An 18999-nucleotide genomic window follows, 5' to 3' on the forward strand; every position below is an offset into this window, starting at 1 on the left:
ATCTTGACTTTTGTAGGCTCATAAGCAGGTACTTGACAGCCGTGTGGTATATTATAAAAAGTTCTTTTTATGGTGAACGCATGATAATTATACAATGATGGGGTGTACATGATGTATCAATATAAGGATCAGGAATATGAAGCTGTACATTTTGAAGGACGTGATTTGCGTTATGGAGAACTGATCAGCTGTGTATTCAAACAGTGTACTTTTATGAACGCTTCTATGGAAGAAATCGAGACAAGCAACTGCCGTTTTATCGAATGTGACTTTAAAGGCGCATCCATGAATGGCTCCGTGCATAGAGAGTCGGCTTTTGAAAATTGTTTGTTTGGTGGTGCTAATCTCTTCGCTTCCAAATTCAGTTCCTGCAAGATGACGGGGTCGGACTTCTCGGGTGCCCAAATGGATGGTATTACACTAAGTCAGGGCGATTGGTCTTATACGAATCTGAGACATACCCGATTGGGCAAACAGGATTTGCGGGGAATTCGCTTCTATGAAGCCGACTTTACGGACACGGATTTTACCAAAGCGGATTTGAGAGATTGTGATCTCACAAGAGCAGTTTTAAGCAGAGCCAAGCTGCAAGGGGCCGATCTTAGAGGGGCTAATCTGGAAGGAATCGACCTGAAATCATTGGATATCAAAGGTGTACGTTTGGATCGCGAACAATCGGTTCTGTTTGTACGCTCTTATGGTGCGAAAGTGGATTAAGGTGAACAGAAACAGCAAGAAACCGCCGTTAAGGCGGTTTTTTTGGCATTGAGGCGTTCCAGTTCAAGCAAATTTGCAGGAATAAGAGATATAAACAAGAAGTAGTAAACATACGTTTCTAATAAAAGGGGGGCTATTATGACGACCACATTAATTACTATTGTTGCTATTATTGGCTTTGGGCTTATTACAGGTACGATCACTACGATTATGGCATTTAAACTGCTGCGTAACAATCAACAGAAACAGCACCTTCGAAAAAGTATTTTGATGGAGGGAATTCCCGCAGAGGCAGTTATTCATGATATTGTGCAGACTTCATCCAGTATGGATGGAAGGCCTGGAGTGCGACTGGATTTGACCGTAACCCAAGTTGACGGCCGTACCTTTCCCTCAATTGTAGAGACATATATCCCCGTTACACATATTCCGCTATTCCAAAAAGGAAATGTGATTAACGTAAGATACATAGTTAACGGAAATGATCGAAAGGTTGAGGTAGAGGATGCCTATGTTCCGTAGACTAATAATTAATCCTCTTCTTTTGACAAATTTCTAACGATCAGAAAAATAGCAAATATACCGATTAAAATAACAATTCCATTGGTTATCGGAAACCACATGATTATATACCTCGCTTTATTGATGAAATGAAGTGAAGTGCATCAGGCATTAGCCGCTTTGCTTTTTGATCGTTTTAAGTGCAAAGCTACCAAGCCCATGACCAGAGCAGCAACAAGCAAAAATAAAGTCACCCCTGCAATGACAACAAAAAAGGATTGGTCAAAAGCAGCAAACGCGGCAATTTTAAGTGATTCGGCAGAATCAGCAGGTAAACTTTCGGCAGCGAGAAGAGCTTCATCCAAACTGTCCTTCACATTAGCGGGGACACTAATTCCTGCAGGAATCTTCATAGCGAGTGTGTAGACAAGCGTCGACATGCTTCCGATGATGGCAATACCCGATGCTCCGCCCAACTCATAACCGACTTCCTCAATCGACGCTGCCATACCCGCTTTATGAGGAGGAGCGTAACTCATAATGGAATGGGATGCAGCTGTCATTCCTGAACCAAGACCTGCCCCAAGCAGTGCTAAACCGAGAATCTGCCCGGTATAACCTGTATTAAACTGCATCAGATAAATTCCTATGCCCAGACCGGCGATCAAGAGAGAGAAACTTTTGATATATACGACATCCAGACGATGCATGAGGAACCCGGTAATGGGTCCTGCAATGAGTGCTGCAACGGGTATGGACACGGTGAATAGTCCAGCTTGAAGCGGTGACATGCCTTCCACAAGCTGAAGGCGCTGAGTGACCATATATTGTACCCCCATTTGCGCAAACAAACCGATCAGCGCGGTGATAAAGCCGGTACTGAATCTTGGGATTTTGAACAAGGTCAGATCCAGAAGCGGGTTGGAACTGTTATTCTGACGGCGAATAAAGATGATAAGGGACAGAACACCTATCATTGCAGCAATGATGGCGAGTGTGAGAGATCCTTCACGTCTTGTAAATTCCTTGATGGAATAGATAATTCCCACCATGGCAATCATGATCTGACTGGAACTGGTAAAATCCCACTTTTTCGACGTATCCCCTTGATGTGTAGGAATCATTTTCAAGGCCAATATAAACGCAAGGATGGCAATGGGGAGATTAATCAGAAACACAGAACCCCACCAGAAATGTTGAAGAAGCAGTCCACCGACAATCGGTCCCAGTCCTGCTCCACCTGATGCAATGGAACCCCAAATACCAATCGCGAGTGCGAGTTCTCGCTCATTCGTAAAAGTAACCCTGATGATCGACAATGTTGCTGGCATCATCATGGATGCGCCCACTGCAAGAAGAATTCTACTCATGACCAGTACAGCTGGTACTGGAGAAAAGGCTGCAGTAAGAGAAGCGACAGAAAATACGAGCAATCCCAGGGTGAATATTTTTTTATGACCAAAGCGGTCCCCGAGCGTTCCCATTGCAGGCAGAAGCCCCGCCATGACGAGGGAGTAACCGTTCAGAATCCATAATTTTTCTGAGGCTGACGCACCTAAATCATGGGTTAAGCTGGGTAAAGCAGTGTACAGGATGGTCATGTCCATCACAATAAGTAATAGTGCACTTGATACAATAACAAGAATCATCCAACGTTTGAATTTTGACATATTTTCCTCCAACAATATAAATAGATACTTGCATTTTTAAACCATAAACTATAGGGTTACCCTATAGTCAAATTAATTTTGAACTATAGATTCTAGCGGAGGCCTGTACTATGTCGGGAAACCATACACAACAATTTACTACCAGTGAATTTGCAAAAATCTGCGGAGTCACTAAACATACTTTATTTCATTATGATGAGATTGGACTGTTAAAGCCGGAGTTTACGAATTCCAACGGTTACCGTTATTACGGTATTCAGCAAACCTATGTACTTGATATAATCCATGTGCTGAAGAAGGCGGGAAGCTCTCTAGAGGAAATTAAGACTTTTATTCAAAATCAAAATACGCCTTTATTAATCGAGCTGTTTGAACAGAAAATGAAGGAACTGGAGCTAGAACAACTCCGAATCAAACGTATGCAAAAGCTCTTGAATGGCGCCATTGTCATGACACAACAAGCTATGAGTGCTTCACATGAAGGTCTGGCTTTTGAAGAATGCGAGAAAGAATATTTTATTGCCGTTCAACTGGAACGGGGAGATGGAGACAAGGAATTTACCCGCAAGTTTGTCGAATATCGAAACCATTGTGAAGAGCGAATGATCGAATATGAGTTTCCGGTATGGACTGTAGTTTGTCAGGAGAGTTTTGAGACGGGACACTTCTACCCGGACTACTTTTGCAACCAAATAAAAGCACCGATTCCTGGCGAATCGATGCTGGTCAAGCCCAAAGGACTGTATGCTGTTTTGAATCATCGAGGATCATATGAAAGCATGCCCAAAACATATTTAATCATCAAAGAGCATATCGAACGAGAGGGATTTGAAATCTGTGGAAACGTGTATGCCATGGATCTGCTCAGTTATTTTGCGAAAAATAATCCGGATGAGTATATCATCAAGATATACGTAGAAGTGTGTAAGGTTGTTGAGACAAATACAGAACAGAAATCGATTTAATCCAGGGGGATACTTTTTGAAATTAATTAAAACTTATGATATGGATTTGAACGAAGAATGGTCAACGCATCTTCAGGAATTGCTCATTGCCAGTTTTCCAGAGGTTTACCCGAAAGAGCGATTGTTTTTCAAGCAAATTCCACATTGCAGAATATTAGCATTCACCTCAGATAATCAACTGATTGGGCATGTAGGATTAGATTACAGAATGATGAATTTAAATGGAAAAGCAGTACGAGTAATGGGCATCATCGATCTATGTGTCTCTACTGCACATCGCTCACAAGGACTCGGTTCCCTGTTGCTTTCTGAAGCGGAAAAACGATCTCGGGAGAGTAGTGATTTTGTACTTTTATTTGCAGATCATGAGAAATTATATAGTAAACATGGATACAAAGCGGTAAACAATACATGTAAATGGCTAAAAATTGACCATGAAACCTTAGCAACCATCGGAATTGGATGCCAAAAGGTTGAAGGATTAATGATAAAAGAAGTTGGAACCTTGTCATGGAGTGAGGGAGAACTCGATTTCTTGGGCTATTTATACTGACTTCGGGTGAGAACCTCATGAGAAGTTTCAGGAGGAATTACACATCAGATGGAGCAAAGTTGGAGCCACGAGAATCGTGGCTTTTTTGGCATCATGTCAATACAATCATAAAATGAATTTGTTGAAATGGTGACGAGTGATAAATTTTGTTTATCGAATTGAAATGGAATTGCAATCATGAAAGTTTCATGAGTTCGTTTACATGATATAAAAAATGTCATATAATTGTCATCGGAAGATTAGATGCTAACCAAAAGTTATTAAATATCAAAAATAAATTAAAAAGAATACAAAAGCGTTATAACGCCAAGACATCATGAAAGAAGGCAATCCGTAAAATGAACTCATTTTTTGTAGATTCCAATGGAAACGTAAAAACCTCTTTGAAAGGCAAGGATGTTCTGTCCAATCCCATGTTGAACAAGGGTACTGCTTTTACCGAAGAAGAGAGAAGAGAGCTTAATCTAAACGGTATTCTGCCGCCGATGGTTTTAAATATTGAAGAACAAGTAAGTCGGGTATATCAGCAATTGCAGAATGAATCAGATAATTTGCGCAAGAGCATCATGCTGAGTGATCTGTTCAACCGAAATATTGTCCTATTCTACCGTCTAATGAAGGATCATCTTAGTGAAATGCTGCCGATTGTGTATACCCCTACGGTCGGACAAGCGATCCAGGAATATAGCCATCAGTACCATAGACCCGGTGGTCTATATTTATCCATTAATGATATGGACGGGCTGGAAGAAGCTTTCCGCAACAGTGGATTGCATGCTGGAGATGTGGATCTGATTGTGGTGACCGACTCGGAAAGTATTCTGGGTATCGGAGACTGGGGCGTTGGCGGTATTAATATTGCTATTGGCAAGCTGGCTGTTTACACAGCAGCAGTAGGTGTGGATCCAAGCCGCGTACTGCCTGTCGTGCTGGACGTTGGAACCAATAATCCCAAATTGCTGAATGATCCATTGTATGTGGGAAACCGACATGAACGGATCCGCGGGGAGAAATATGATCAATTTATCGAAGCCTTTGTGAAAGAAACAACAAAGTGGTTCCCGGATGTTCTTCTTCACTGGGAAGACCTCGGCAGCGTGAATGCCAGACATATTATTCAGAAGTATGGGGAAGAACTCCTTACGTTTAATGACGATATACAGGGGACGGGTGCAGTAACGCTTGCGGCGATTATGTCCGGGGTTCAAGTGACGGGTGTACCTCTTCGCGAGCATCGTGTTCTTGTGTTTGGTCCAGGGGCGGCCGGAATCGGCAATTCGGATCAGATTCGTGATGCCATGATGGAAGAAGGTCTTGGCCAGGAGGAAGCGGAGAACCGGTTCTGGGCATTCGATTACCGCGGAATTCTTACCGATGAGACGGAAGGTCTGTTTGAATTCCAGAAACCTTATGCACGTAAAGCTGTTGAAATTAAGGATTGGGCTCTGGATGAGCAGGGACAGGTAAGTCTGCTTGAAGCCGTTAAACAGATTAAACCAACGATCCTGATCGGGACGTCCGGTGTGACAGGTGCCTTTAACGAACAGGTTGTCAAAGAAATGGCGAAGCATGTGAATCGTCCGATCATTATGCCTATGTCCAACCCGACATCACTTGCCGAAGCTGCGCCAAGAAGTCTGATTGAGTGGACTGATGGCAAAGCGTTAATTGCAACAGGAAGTCCATTCGAACCTGTCATGTTTAACGAAACTTTATATGAAATTGGTCAATCCAATAATGCTTTTGTTTTCCCCGGTTTGGGTCTGGGAGCTATTGTGACGAAGGCCTCCAGATTCACAAAAAACATGTTTACCGCTGCTGCATTAGCTGTTGCTGGTGCTGTAGATCCCTCAGCTCCAGGCGCTCCGCTTCTGCCAAGAGTCAAGGAACTGCAAGCTGTTTCGTACAAAGTTGCAGTCGCGGTCGCCAAAGCGGCTGTGGAAGATGGCGTAGCACGTGTGGAGCTCAAGGATGTGGAAGAGGCTGTCCAGGCTGCTATGTGGCATCCGGTGTACAAACCACTGTATGCAGCTGTTTAATCATTGAATAATTAAATCAGTGCATGTGGCTATTTAATCCATATGAGTCTGTTAAGGGGGACTTGAAGAAGGAGGTCTACTTGATTTCTCACCTTGACCCCTGGTTTATTCCATGTTAAGTTTTTGGTATTAAATTGTTGAGTTTTTAAAGGGGGATAGCGCGATGACTGAATTAGAGGTTGTAGATGTTTATGTGGACCTGTCAACGAACATGAAGACTGGCATGGTTCACAACATAACTAATCAGAATCCGGCCCTTTATCCTCCTATGCATAGATCACTTGGCGCCCGAATAGGATGTCGCTAAGTTCCTTTATCGTATAGTCAGGTTGATGTAACGCATAAAAAGCACCGGTGAACTGGGGCTTTTTTGCGTTTTTTCATCCGAGGATATACTGATCCATCAGACATTGAGAAGTATGTCATTCTTTCAGAGCGGATTGAAATTCTGATTATGTTCAAATATAAAGTGAGGGACCATGTCGTGGTTAATATCCCGTCGGTTAACTTTTATATTTCACATAAAAAGGATGATCTTTATGTCTTTAATCAATGTTACAAACCTAACCTTTGCCTATGATGGCAGTTACGATAATATATTTGAAAATGTGAGTTTTCAGTTGGACTCCGATTGGAAACTGGGTTTTACCGGAAGGAACGGCAGAGGCAAAACGACTTTCCTCAATCTGTTGCTTGGTAAATATGAATACAGCGGAACTATTTCTGCGAATGTCAGCTTTGAGTACTTTCCTTTTCAGGTTGAGAACAAAGGTGCAATGACCCTCGACGTCATCGATGAGGTTTATCCTGAATATCTGCACTGGCAGCTGGTACGAGAGCTTAACTTGTTAAAGGTTTCAGAAGATGTACTGTATCGGCCTTTCGATTCCTTATCCAATGGAGAACAAACGAAGGTCATGCTGGCTGCCTTGTTTCTGAAGGATAATCGATTCCTGCTCATTGATGAACCTACCAATCATCTCGACATGCATGCGAGAAAACTCGTCAGTAATTATCTTCGCAGCAAAAGTGGATTTATTTTGGTATCCCACGATCGATCCTTTCTGGATAACAGCGTAGACCACATTCTGTCCATCAATAAAAATAACATCGAGATTCAGAAGGGGAACTTCTCCGCTTGGTGGGAAAACAAACAAAGGCAGGACCAGTACGAACTTGCAAGTAATGAGAAATTAATAAAAGACATCAAACGTTTATCCGACTCGGCCAAACGGACGGGGGGATGGTCGCATGAAGTCGAAAAAACGAAAAATGGTACGAGAAACTCCGGATCAAAGGTGGATAAAGGCTATATTGGACACAAGGCTGCCAAAATGATGAAACGTTCCAAACATATCGAGCAGAGGCAGCAATCTGCCATTCATGAAAAGTCCAAACTGCTCAAAAATATTGAAAATGCGGAACGCCTCCAGATTCATCAACTGGATTTTCACAAGAAGGAACTTGTTGAATTGGATCATGTATCGATTGCATACGGCTCCAATACGGTATGTGAGGATGTCAGTTTTACCGTTGAAAAAGGGGATCGTATTGCGCTTTACGGTAAAAACGGGTCTGGAAAATCAAGTATCCTCAAACTGATCTGTGATGAACCTATCCCTTATACAGGTCATTTTCGAAAGGATCACCAGCTTAAAATTTCGTATGTCTCACAGGACACCTCTGATCTCGGAGGCGGGTTATCAGATTATGCTGTCATGCAGGGAATCGATGAAAGCCTGTTTAAATCCATTCTAAGAAAGCTGGATTTTTCCAGGCTGCAATTGGAGAAAGATATCTCGACATTTAGCGCAGGCCAAAAAAAGAAGGTGCTGATTGCCAAAAGTCTGAGTGAACAAGCTCATTTGCATATCTGGGATGAACCTCTCAACTTTGTCGATGTGATCTCTCGCATGCAAATCGAAGAGCTGCTGCTGGAGTATTCTCCAACCCTTCTTTTTGTAGAACATGACAGTGAATTTTGCGAAAATATCGCAACGAGAATTATTGAGCTATAAGCAACGGGAAATGATATAAATGTGAAGAGCCGCCGTATGGCGGCTTTTATGTTTTACACTTTTGAAAGGTCATACCTAATAATAGGGGGCGCTTGTTGCATCAGGCATTGGTATTGAAAGGTGTTGTGCTATAATTTTTATAGTCATATTCCATCATATGATGGATCATTGAATCAATTTATAGAATATACTCCTTAAGAGGTGTACACACATTGAAAAAAGAAATGACATCAATGAGGCAAACCAGACTTCACTCTATTTTAGACGAAGCGACCAAATTGCTGATTGAAAAGCCGAATGCTTCGATGAATGACATTGCTGATTCAGCGAGGATCGGCATTGCAACACTGCACCGATACGTGGAGAGCCGCGAACAATTAATGGTTTATCTGGGCTTGCGTGCGATTGAAGTCGTAAGTGAGGCCATGCAAAACGTTCATCTGGATGAGGAAAACTGTGAAACGTATATTCCCGAGCTGATTGAAGTGCTTATTCCGTTAGGAGATAAGATCTATTTCCTTACCCATGATGCAACCATTCAATACAATTCTGACATAGAAGGAGCGGATCTGAAACTGAGAGAGCCCATACTGCATGCCGTCGATTTGTTGCAGCAAAAGGGATATTTCCGTCAACATGTGGACAAGGGCTGGATTGTAGATGTATTGTATTCGATTTTGTTCCTGACCTGGCAGCAGGTTGTAAGTGGTCATATTGCTCGTAAATCGGCAGCCTCATTGGTCGTGGATACATTCTATCATGGCTTCAGAGCCAAATAAGATAAGTAGCCGCTCCATTTATGAAATTATGTATTATTGCATTGGAAGCACGTCTGGAAGTCAACCGTATCAATAGATACGGAATGGCTCTAGGCGTGTTTTTTTTGTATGGAAAACTAACGTGATTGCTCCAAGGGGGCTGAGTTTTCTTCTGGGAACATATTCAAATTTTAACAGAGTTCAGAATTTAAGATTTTAAACTTACAAAAAATGATATAAATTTCTAGTAGATTCAAATACTTACCAAATTAAGACAGTGAATTTGCGAGAAGGAGGTCGATCATCTGCGCTGAACGGATTACTGTGTTAACCCGCTTTTGTACTCATTCCATCATATCCAACAGGAGGGATTCCATGCTTTACACCATTATTGTGCCCGTCAACCAGGACTATAACATTTTGAACCTGTTCACGGATTCGCTGCTTCGGACGGTAAGTCCATCCACCCAGATTATTTTTATCAATGACGGTTCCGGCTCAGCAGTCTTTCAACATCTGGATAGATTGCAGCAAGAAGTAAAAGAAGGTGTGACCATCGAGATTCTTCAGCATGATTTTCCACTCGGCTGCGCCGTGTCGATCAATAGCGCATTAAGTCTTGCCAAGGGGGAATATATTTTCTTTCTGGATTCCGACACCATTCTCCAGCCGGACTGGCAACCGATGATGAAAGAGACACTGGACAGCGATATCACGATTGGCATGATTGGAGGGGTTCTGTTGTATCCGCAGACAGGAGGCGTGCAGCATTGCGGCATTGCTTTTGCGGATACCATCGGCAGGCACCTGTTCCTGAACGCATCGCCTGAAGATATCCCGAAGGACACCTTCTCTGTTCAACTGGTGGTATTCGCGATGTTTGGCATGAAGCGGGAAGTTTATGAGACCATTGGCAATCTGGATGAGAAGTTCTTTAACGGATATGAGGATTTTGATTATCAGATGCGGGCACGAGCGGCCGGATACGATACGGTCATTAACCCGAATATTCGTGCGTATCATTGGGAGCGGAGCAGCGGTATTCACCGAAATTTCAACCGGAAAAACAATCTGGCACGTTTCTGGAAAAAGTGGGGCGGGGAAATTGAGGCTGATGTTTGGCCATTTGTTTTCAGTCATCTGAAAGAACAGCTGGATCGCCAAAGTGAATACGAACATCTGCCAATCATCGGAATTGACCTTGCGGAAGTTCGCAGTGACGCCGATACGTTCTGGACCAAACTGGAGGAAGCGGGCATTGCACCTGTGGCTGAGGTGCGTGACTATTCCAACCGTTTTAACTCTAATGGAGCCATCTGGCTGCCGCAGGTCTTGGGCAAGGAACTGATTCATAGCGAGAACCGTTTATTGTTTCTGGTGGACAACTTCGCCCGTTTGCTGGAGAACCGCTACTGGATTGAAATGAGACATGCCCATCGGGCCAAAGATTTGATTATTGATCTGTATGGCAATGTCATCACGATGGATCGCATATATGATGGCTGCTGGCCTGGCACCAAAGTTCGATAACTCATAAACCAAGTAAACAAGGGAGGAACCAAAGGTGAATTCAAAAGAGAGCACGCTGGATCGTGCCGTAAGATTTACCCGGAATCTGGAGTGGTTGGAACATGTCAAAAAGGTCATTCCGAGCGGATGCAGTACGTTGGCCAAAGCACCTGAACGATTGTTTCCGGGATATACGCCAGTATGCTGCGCCGAAGCGCGTAATTCCCGGTTTATAGATATCGATGGAAATGAATGGCTGGATTGCGAGATGGCCATGGGTACGGCACCATGGGGACATGCGCGGCACGAAGTTCAACTGACCGTCATCCATCAGCTGAAAAAAGGGACAAGTTATTCCATTCCTGCTGATATTGAACTTGAATGCGCTGAACTGATTTTGGAGCGATTTGAAGGCCGCTATCCTTCACTGCGTTTCACCAAGAGCGGTGCCGATGCAGTCAGTGGAGCCGTGCGTCTGGCCCGTGCCGGAAGCGGCAAAAGCAGGGTCATTGCCACTGCCTATCATGGATGGCATGACTGGTCTGCTTATGGGTATTATGGTCGCGAAACGAAAGAGCGAGGTATTCCGGTCGATATTGAACGCACAACCATCTGGGTGGACAAGCCGTCGCCAGAGCGAATTGAAGCACAAATTTCAGCCTCTCCTGAAGATATCGCCTGCATTGTCCTGTGTCCAAATGAATGGAAACGTGAACCGTTGGAGAAAGTCGTATCCTTATGCCGTTCGCTGGATATTATTGTTATCTTTGATGAAGTGACTTCGGGTATTCGAATGGGGAAGCAGGCTACAGCAGGGGAGTATGACATCTGGCCTGATCTGCTCTGTATCTCCAAAGGTATGGCGAATGGAATGCCCCTCGCAGCCGTGATGGGACCAGAGCATTTGATGTCGCTATCAGGACAAGTCCGGTTCAGCAATGCTCATTCCAGCGAAACGACTGCACTCGCAGCAGCCATTGCATGTGAGCGATTGATGAAAAGCGCGAAAGTATGGCCAAGCTGGCGGGAGGCTACAATTCGGATTATGGATCTTATTGAAGCCGAACTTGTACTTCTTGGATTAACGGATCAGTTGGCGTTGAAGGGAACCTATGCGAGCTTCTCGATTCAATCGATGTCTGAGGATAACTTTCAGACCGATCCATTCCGTGAGTTTATCGTAAAAAGAATGGCCCACTTCGGCATTTTCACCAAAGGCTATTTTATTTTCTCAGATGCTCATACACGGGAAGAATTGTTATGGGTAGAGGAAGCTCTTTTGCAGACGTTATCGGACTGGAAAGAGGTATTGAAGCAGCAGCACCTTTCGAATTGAGCTTTTCGAAAACGTTTAAAGTAATGCCCTACAAGGGAACCCACAAGGAGGAATATTCAATGAAAGCAATCGTATATCAGGATCTAAAACAGGTGGCGCTGCAAGATATTGAGGAGCCAAGTATCCAAAAGGCAAACCAGGTCAAAGTTAAGATTTACGGCTCAGGTATTTGCGGTACGGATCTGAACATTGTGAAAGGAAAAGTTCCGGCCAACAAAGGAACGGTTATCGGCCATGAAGGAGTGGGCACTGTCGTTGAGGTTGGATCAGAGGTTCGGGGACTTCAGGTAGGAGATCGGGTATTAATTGACCCTACCCAATCCTGCGGAATTTGCTCCTATTGCCGTGAAGGTCTGTTCATCTACTGCGAAAACTTTGATGACCATCAGGTAGGCATGACCACTCATGGTACTTTTGCAGAATATTATGTTGGCGATGAGAAGTATGTCTATCCCATTCCGGATTCCATGAGCTGGGAAACAGCCATGATGATTGAGCCGCTTGGTTGTGTGCTGCAGACATTCATGAAAGCAGGGGTTAAGCCGAGTGATTCCGTTCTTGTGCTGGGTTCCGGAGCCATTGGTTCGTTATGTCAGCTTGTGAGTAAACGACTAGCGCGGCTTACGGTAGGAACAGAAGTCGATCCATACCGCAAAGAGTTTGCTGAAGGTATAGCCAACCATGTTTTCTATCCTCAGGAACTGACGCTGGACAAAGTGTACGAGATCAATAACAATAAAAAATTTGATCTCGTGGTGGATGCTGTCGGAAACCAGCTTCATGTGGGATTTGAGCTGATTGCCAAAGGCGGCAGAATCATTCCTATGGGCTATGACGACAGCTATGAAGTGACGTTCAAATCGACTCACGTAATTAATGACGGAATTAGTATCATAGGGGCGGTGGCTAATCACTCGATGATCAGTACGGCACTGAAATTTGCACAAAGCATCCCGGAACTGGAGCAAATGGTGACATCCACGGAACTGCTGAGTGATTATGAACAGGCATTCAACGGAACGATTGGATATCATCTGCGGACCGGAGAGAAACTGCCCATGAATTCGGTTAAAACCGCTTTGATCTTATAATCATGTAGACAATGTCAGGTTTGCCGCTGCGAAAAGAAGGAATTCGCAGCGGTGTAAACCACCGCAGAAAGAGGGGGATATGGATTGAAGCTGCTTCAAGATTTGCCGAAAAATCCGCGGTACTCCATTTTACTTGAGCCGGTATGGGCTATTCCAGGCACAATCGTTCTCTTCTATGCTCCCTTATATATGAAGGAAGCCGGACTTTCGGATATTGAGATTGGTTTGATCAATTCAGTAAATCTGTATTTTGCCTTTATATTTCAATTGTTTGCAGGCTCTATTACAAATAAGCTGGGGCGTAAGCGAACAACATTGATTTTTGATTTGGTTGCGTGGAGTGTTCCCATGTTCATCTGGGCTTTTTCCCAGAATTTCTGGCTTTTTCTGATCGCCTACTTACTGAACGCCACTTCCAAATTTGTGACGGTTTCCTTCAACTGTCTAATCATCGAGGATGTGGAGGAACACAAACGGTCCAAGGTCTTCGCCATTCTCAACATGATCATTACAGGTGCTGGGGTGCTGACACCAATTGCGGGGGTAGTGATTGCAGACTTTGGGATTGTGCCTACGCTTGCCAGTATCTATTTTGTGGGGGGAATTCTCATGACCGCCATGTTCTTCATTCGGAATCGGTACACGGATGAGACGGAGGTCGGGAAAGAGCTTATGGGAATGCATAGTCAAACTCGTGTGATGCATAGCCTCGCTTCCAGTTTGCGTTTGTTCGGCAAATCGTTCTACAAACGGAGACTATTTCCGATTATTTTAATTACGGTGTTGTCCAATCTGATCCTGCAATTGAATTTCTTTCAGGTGATTTTTTTCAAGGAACAGTTAAAGTTTGATGATCGTGTCATCTCGTTTATTCCTGTAGTGACCGCGGTAACTGTCATGCTGCTGTACCTTGTCATCATCCCACGTCTGAAACGACGCTCGGAAGAGAAGTATGTCGGTTTTTCCATCATACTCAGCACAGCGGGGGCCGTACTCTTTCTTCTGATTCCAGTGGGAAACATAGCGATGCTCTTTCTAACTCTGATTGTGCTCGCAGCAGGAAATTTTATCTTGCAAACGTACCGGGATTCGCTGCTTATGAACCGACTGGGCACGCACGAAAAAGCGGATATGTTCTCAGCAGTACAGACCGTCATGACACTAACAGCTATCCCGTCTGGTTATCTGACGGGTCTGCTGTATCACTATAATCCAATGCTGTTATTTAGTGTCATTCTTGTACTTTACGTCCTGCTCATGATCATTATGTTATTCCTCCCTGATCCTCAGAAACACTCCCAAGTCATCGAGTCTTACAAAAATATGTAGAAGAAGGGGTTTTCTGTATATATCGCGAATATATGATACAGAAAATATCTTGGGAGGCAAAGAGATGACAAACGTATTGGCAACAGAAACCAGAAACCAACTGAACTGGATCAATGAGCCGGACACCTGGTCTTACACCGATCAGGGAGGGCTGATTGTGGAGGCTCAGGCAGATACAGACTTTTTCCAGGATCCGGCGGGTAAACATATCCGTGCAACAGCACCATTTCTGTCGATGCCCGTGCCTAACGATTTCGAAATCACGACCCAATTAACCGTAGACATGAAAAACCAATATGATTCCGGATGTTTGATGGTCATGGCGGATGAACGCAACTGGTGCAAACTGTGTTTTGAGTATGATGGAAAAGCAGCAACCATTGTGTCGGTGGTAACCAAAGAAGGTTCATCCGACGATTGCAATTCTATCGAAGTTCCTGTAGCCAATCCCTATCTGCGCATACGCAAGGTGGAAGACTGCATTTCATTTTTTTATTCATCCGACGGGGATGAGTGGAAACTAATTCGGTATTTCGGCATGCCGATTCAGGGGGAGATTCGGGCTGGATTGGTTGGACAGTCACCGGCAGGAACGGGATGTACCTGTCACTTTTTATCTATGAATGTGACCCGTCCGGACTTGACTGCACGTTTCTAAGCCAGTCCCCCTGCCGATCATTGGAGGGAGAAAAGCGGAATGATAAAAGCCTTTATTTTGGATTTTGATGGACTGATTGTGGACACGGAGACTCCCTGGTATTATGCTTTCCGCGATATCTATGAGGAGCATGGACTTCAGTTGGGGCTGGAGCTTTGGTCGAAAAATGTGGGAACATCGTTTGAGGAATTTCACCCTTTTCTCTATCTGGAGCAAGCGCTGCAAAGACCAATAGATCACGATCATATCAAGTTGCTATCTGAACAGAAATACGAAGCATATCTGGGGCAGGCAGCCATTCTTCCAGGAGTACATGAGCTGCTTCAGTCTGCCAGGAATAAGGGGATTCAACTTGCTGTTGCATCCAGCTCCACTCGGGATTGGGTACATGGTTATTTGCACCATCTTGGCATTTTCGAACAGTTCACTGTGGTCCATACCTCTGAGGATGTCAAGCGGGTCAAACCCGATCCGGAATTGTACCTTCTGGCTCTGAAGAGTCTTGGGGTTGATGCGTCCGAAGCCGTCGTATTTGAAGACTCGCCTAATGGATTAAAGGCAGCCAAAGCGGCAGGGATTCGTTGTGTCATTGTACCAAACGAGGTAACGCGTAATCTGGAATTTACGAAGCATGATTTGCGGTTATCCTCGCTGGCAGAGCTTACGATGGAAATCCTTTAACCCTGGTACTGTTTGCGTAACTCGATGGGGGAGATCCCTTCATATTTCTTGAACACCGATCCAAAGTAGCTGGCGCTGTTGAAGCCAACCGCCTGGGCAATTTCATGGGCCGTTATGACGTCATCGTGGATGAGCATTTCTTTGGCTTTCAACAATCGATAACGCGTCAGATAATCGAGCGGAGTCATCTGGAATTCCTTTTTGAAAATTCGATTCAAATGCTGTTCCGTAACGTTGATCTGCTGAGCTAACATAGAGAGCGAGATATCCTGATGATAATTTTGTTTGATAAAAGTGACGAGTCCGCCCAGCTTTAAACGGGCATCAGAGCGTTCATAAGCACTATAACGTTCTCCCTCAAGCGTTAACCTGACCAGAAGCATGTACAGTAAGGCGGATACGTGCCAGATTTGATCCTTGTGCCGGGACTGCAGCGCCAACGTTATTTCATGCAACAGGATATGAAGCATTCCATCCGGCTTGAAGGCGCGCAGCTCCCCGATCTGCAAGGTATGCAAGAAGCGAGGCAATAAATAGCCATTAAAGGACAGACAATCGAACAACAATGAGTCACTCAGATTGTGGTAACGGTAAGTAACTTCCGGGAACATGATGAGAGCGGTTCCTTCACGAATTGAATATTCATGATCTTTGGCTGCAATTCTCCCAGTTCCTCCGATGCACTGCACAATGCTGTAATCCCGTGAATGGTCATTCCAATTCATCAATTCATCTACGGTCAGCTGGTTCTGCCCTGTAATCATAAGCGGCATATCGGTATCCAGCGGATTCCCCGTGCTAGGTTTCGGCATCGTCGTGTTTTCCTCATTTCGTCAAAGGATCATGTACGTAAGTAGCGTGGTTACAGCTTTAAAAGAAACCTAAATTGAATTATATTACATAAATAACATTAATTTAAATGTCAATTCCCTCTCTCCGCCTCTTCTTCGAAAACCTTTTAGGAATATGCGTCTCCATGACACTGCCTTGCCATTATCATGCAATGCAGTATACGTTATAATGGATACAGTGATTTAGGAAAGGAATGCAATCATGAAGAAAGTCATCGTGGTAGGATCAGGAATTCTTGGGGCATCAACAGCCTATCAATTAGCAAAACTCGGAGCAGAGGTTGTTCTTGTTGATCGAAAAGATCAGGGACAGGCTACGGATGCTGCTGCGGGGATTATCTGTCCCTGGTTATCTCAACGGCGTAATCAGGACTGGTATCAGCTCGCCAAGGCAGGTGCCCGTTTTTATCCCGGATTAATAGAACAGCTTGAGCGTGAAGGGGAAACGGAAACGGGTTATGCCCGGGTGGGCGCTCTTAGCATTCATACGGATGTGGAGAAACTCGACAAGATGCAGGATCGAGCACATTTGCGTAAAGAAGATGCCCCAGAGATTGGTGATATTACACGTCTGGATCAAAAAGAAACCCGTGAGCGTTTTCCTCTTCTGGAGGAACATTATCAATCGGTATACGTTAGTGGTGCAGCACGCATAGATGGACGTGCGCTGCGCGATGCCTTGATCCGATCAGCACAGCGCAATGGGGCAGCCTTGATCCACGGGGATGCGACACTTCAATATGAATCAGATCGGGTAACCGGAGTCATTGTAGATGGCAGGAGCATAACCGCTGACGAGGTTGTTGTATGTGCAGGCGCATGGGCCAATGAGTTGTTACGGCCATTGGGAATGAACTTTAAGGTTCATTTTCAAAAGGCCCAAATCATGCATTTGCATGTCCATGATCGACAGGATACAGGAGATTGGCCTGTGATTATGCCGCCTTCAGATCAATATCTTTTGGCTTTTGATCAACAGAAGATCGTCATCGGGGCTACCCATGAAAATGATATGGAAAGTTATGATACAAGGATAACGGCAGGTGGCATGCAGGAAGTTTTGAATAAAGGGCTGGAACTGGCACCAGGCCTGGCAGATAGTACTTTTCAGGAGGTACGAGTGGGCTTTCGTCCGTTTACACCTGGCTTTCTGCCGGTGATGGGTATTGTTCCTGGGTGGCATGGTCTGATCACGGCGAACGGACTCGGTGCTTCAGGATTGACGATGGGGCCATTTATCGGATGCCAGCTGGCGAAGTTGGCACTGGGTATGAACCTGGATATCGATATCCAGCCATATGATATTGGAAAAGCTCTCGAATAAAAGGAAAAAGGTGAACCATGACGTATTCCCAGCGATTAGCTCACGGCAATTCCTCCGATATCGTATATCTGGAGCATCAGATTGCGATCGCAGAGGAAGAATTGGCAAAAGCCGAGGAGAACCTGAAGAATGAAGAGGCGGAATTGCAGCAGGTAAGAACAAAAGTAACTTATGATTCGGCTGCAGGTTCTTTGAAAGAAACAAAAATGATGGAGCAGCTAACAGAGGCGCAGAAGACTATCGAACGAATTCGCACCCGTCTTGTGAACTTACAAGAGGATTTAGGGAAGCTGGGCGATTAATCTGGAAGTGTTTTGTGGAGCAGGAACTGGATGCTAACTAGAGCAAAGGGTGAACAATCATGAATGATGCCAGAGAACGAATCCATTTAAGGTGGTTGAACGTCGAAGACGCGGAAACACTGCTGGATTTGCAGCTTCGCAACCGGGATGTATTCGAAGAAATATCGGCAAGCGATCGATCGGAAAGCTTTTATACGCTGGAGGGCCAAGTGGCACTTCTTGAGGGTTGGGCGAAGGCTAGAGAAGAGGAGAAACGGTATTCTTTTGGGATTTTCCTGAACACTACACAGGAGCTTATTGGGGAAATCTCTTTGTTTGAACTTGTACTGGATCACACCGACAAATGGATTGTCGGTTATGTATTGGATCAAAGGCACAATGGTAAAGGATACATGAGTGAAGCCCTTCAGATGGTACTGAAATTTGCTGTTGATGAAGCGGGAATAAAGCGAGTGGAAGCAGGGGCTTTGCCCGACAATATTGGATCGATTCGAGTGCTTCGCAAAGCAGGTTTTCAGGAGATAGGCCGCCAGAACATTAACATTAAGGGGATATGGAAAGAACATGTAATGTTTGCAGTGGATACTACGATATAGAACCGAGAACCCATATCAGACCCGTTGTGTTGTGTATCATTCGGTTTGAGTGTACTTGCCATTCCTGTTTATAAAAATACAAAAAAAGCGGCGGATGGGAC

Annotated in this window: 18 protein-coding genes; 16 read left to right on the forward strand and 2 right to left on the reverse strand. The window is 44.5% G+C overall.

The features are described 5' to 3' along the window. Positions 1-111: 111 nt before the first annotated feature. Complete coding sequence (locus tag PPA03S_RS00860) at positions 112-717, forward strand: pentapeptide repeat-containing protein (protein ID WP_062318881.1); 606 nt, start codon at positions 112-114, stop codon at positions 715-717. A gap of 138 nt (positions 718-855) precedes the next feature. Further along, positions 856-1239 carry a hypothetical protein gene (locus tag PPA03S_RS00865; RefSeq protein WP_062318882.1) on the forward strand — a complete coding sequence of 128 codons (384 nt, stop codon included), beginning with the start codon at positions 856-858 and terminating at the stop codon, positions 1237-1239. 143 nt (positions 1240-1382) lie between these two features. Here PPA03S_RS00865 and PPA03S_RS00870 read toward each other — a convergent pair whose 3' ends face one another. Then, positions 1383-2888, reverse strand: a complete 1506-nt coding sequence (locus tag PPA03S_RS00870) for an MFS transporter (RefSeq protein WP_062318883.1) — start codon at positions 2886-2888, stop codon at positions 1383-1385. A 110-nt stretch (positions 2889-2998) separates the two neighbouring features. Here PPA03S_RS00870 and PPA03S_RS00875 point away from each other — a divergent pair, with 110 nt between their 5' ends. The 11 genes from PPA03S_RS00875 to PPA03S_RS00925 all read left to right on the forward strand — a co-directional run bounded on the left by PPA03S_RS00875 (position 2999) and on the right by PPA03S_RS00925 (position 15825). Further along, positions 2999-3853 carry a MerR family transcriptional regulator gene (locus tag PPA03S_RS00875; RefSeq protein ID WP_062318884.1) on the forward strand — a complete coding sequence of 285 codons (855 nt, stop codon included), beginning with the start codon at positions 2999-3001 and terminating at the stop codon, positions 3851-3853. A 16-nt stretch (positions 3854-3869) separates the two neighbouring features. Continuing rightward, positions 3870-4406 (forward strand): GNAT family N-acetyltransferase, encoded by a 537-nt coding sequence (locus PPA03S_RS00880; RefSeq protein WP_062318885.1) that lies wholly within the window; start codon positions 3870-3872, stop codon positions 4404-4406. 338 nt (positions 4407-4744) lie between these two features. Next, a complete protein-coding gene (locus PPA03S_RS00885; protein WP_062318886.1) occupies positions 4745-6445 on the forward strand; it encodes an NAD-dependent malic enzyme in 1701 nt (566 codons plus the stop codon). Positions 6446-6984: 539 nt separating this feature from the next. Then, positions 6985-8463 (forward strand): Lsa family ABC-F type ribosomal protection protein, encoded by a 1479-nt coding sequence (locus tag PPA03S_RS00890; RefSeq protein WP_062318887.1) that lies wholly within the window; start codon positions 6985-6987, stop codon positions 8461-8463. A 212-nt stretch (positions 8464-8675) separates the two neighbouring features. Beyond that, entirely contained in the window at positions 8676-9242 is a 567-nt protein-coding gene (locus PPA03S_RS00895) for a TetR/AcrR family transcriptional regulator (RefSeq protein WP_062318888.1), read from the forward strand. 354 nt (positions 9243-9596) lie between these two features. Further along, positions 9597-10751 (forward strand): glycosyltransferase family 2 protein, encoded by a 1155-nt coding sequence (locus PPA03S_RS00900; protein WP_062318889.1) that lies wholly within the window; start codon positions 9597-9599, stop codon positions 10749-10751. Positions 10752-10785: 34 nt separating this feature from the next. After that, positions 10786-12066: an aminotransferase class III-fold pyridoxal phosphate-dependent enzyme gene (locus PPA03S_RS00905; protein WP_062318891.1), complete on the forward strand. Its 1281-nt coding sequence runs from the start codon at positions 10786-10788 to the stop codon at positions 12064-12066. Between the two features lie 59 nt (positions 12067-12125). Further along, positions 12126-13157 (forward strand): zinc-dependent alcohol dehydrogenase, encoded by a 1032-nt coding sequence (locus PPA03S_RS00910; RefSeq protein ID WP_062318893.1) that lies wholly within the window; start codon positions 12126-12128, stop codon positions 13155-13157. Positions 13158-13241: 84 nt separating this feature from the next. Continuing rightward, complete coding sequence (locus PPA03S_RS00915) at positions 13242-14486, forward strand: MFS transporter (RefSeq protein ID WP_062318894.1); 1245 nt, start codon at positions 13242-13244, stop codon at positions 14484-14486. A gap of 64 nt (positions 14487-14550) precedes the next feature. Next, on the forward strand, positions 14551-15144 hold the full coding sequence (locus tag PPA03S_RS00920; RefSeq protein ID WP_062318897.1) for a DUF1349 domain-containing protein: 594 nt from the start codon (positions 14551-14553) through the stop codon (positions 15142-15144). A gap of 39 nt (positions 15145-15183) precedes the next feature. After that, positions 15184-15825: an HAD family hydrolase gene (locus PPA03S_RS00925; protein WP_062318899.1), complete on the forward strand. Its 642-nt coding sequence runs from the start codon at positions 15184-15186 to the stop codon at positions 15823-15825. Here PPA03S_RS00925 and PPA03S_RS00930 read toward each other — a convergent pair. Further along, positions 15822-16637 (reverse strand): helix-turn-helix transcriptional regulator, encoded by an 816-nt coding sequence (locus PPA03S_RS00930; protein WP_062318900.1) that lies wholly within the window; start codon positions 16635-16637, stop codon positions 15822-15824. The genes PPA03S_RS00925 and PPA03S_RS00930 overlap by 4 nt on opposite strands. A gap of 241 nt (positions 16638-16878) precedes the next feature. On the opposite strand from PPA03S_RS00930, the gene PPA03S_RS00935 reads away from it, so the two are divergent. Genes PPA03S_RS00935 through PPA03S_RS00945 form a run of 3 tightly spaced genes read left to right on the forward strand, consistent with a single transcriptional unit; the run spans position 16879 to position 18898 of the window. Continuing rightward, complete coding sequence (locus tag PPA03S_RS00935; protein ID WP_062318903.1) at positions 16879-18000, forward strand: NAD(P)/FAD-dependent oxidoreductase; 1122 nt, start codon at positions 16879-16881, stop codon at positions 17998-18000. Between the two features lie 17 nt (positions 18001-18017). Beyond that, entirely contained in the window at positions 18018-18302 is a 285-nt protein-coding gene (locus tag PPA03S_RS00940) for a hypothetical protein (RefSeq protein ID WP_062318904.1), read from the forward strand. A gap of 59 nt (positions 18303-18361) precedes the next feature. Continuing rightward, positions 18362-18898 carry a GNAT family N-acetyltransferase gene (locus PPA03S_RS00945; RefSeq protein ID WP_062318906.1) on the forward strand — a complete coding sequence of 179 codons (537 nt, stop codon included), beginning with the start codon at positions 18362-18364 and terminating at the stop codon, positions 18896-18898. Positions 18899-18999: the final 101 nt, after the last annotated feature.

The organism is Paenibacillus pabuli NBRC 13638 (assembly GCF_001514495.1).
Taxonomy (GTDB): Bacteria; Bacillota; Bacilli; order Paenibacillales; family Paenibacillaceae; genus Paenibacillus; species Paenibacillus pabuli.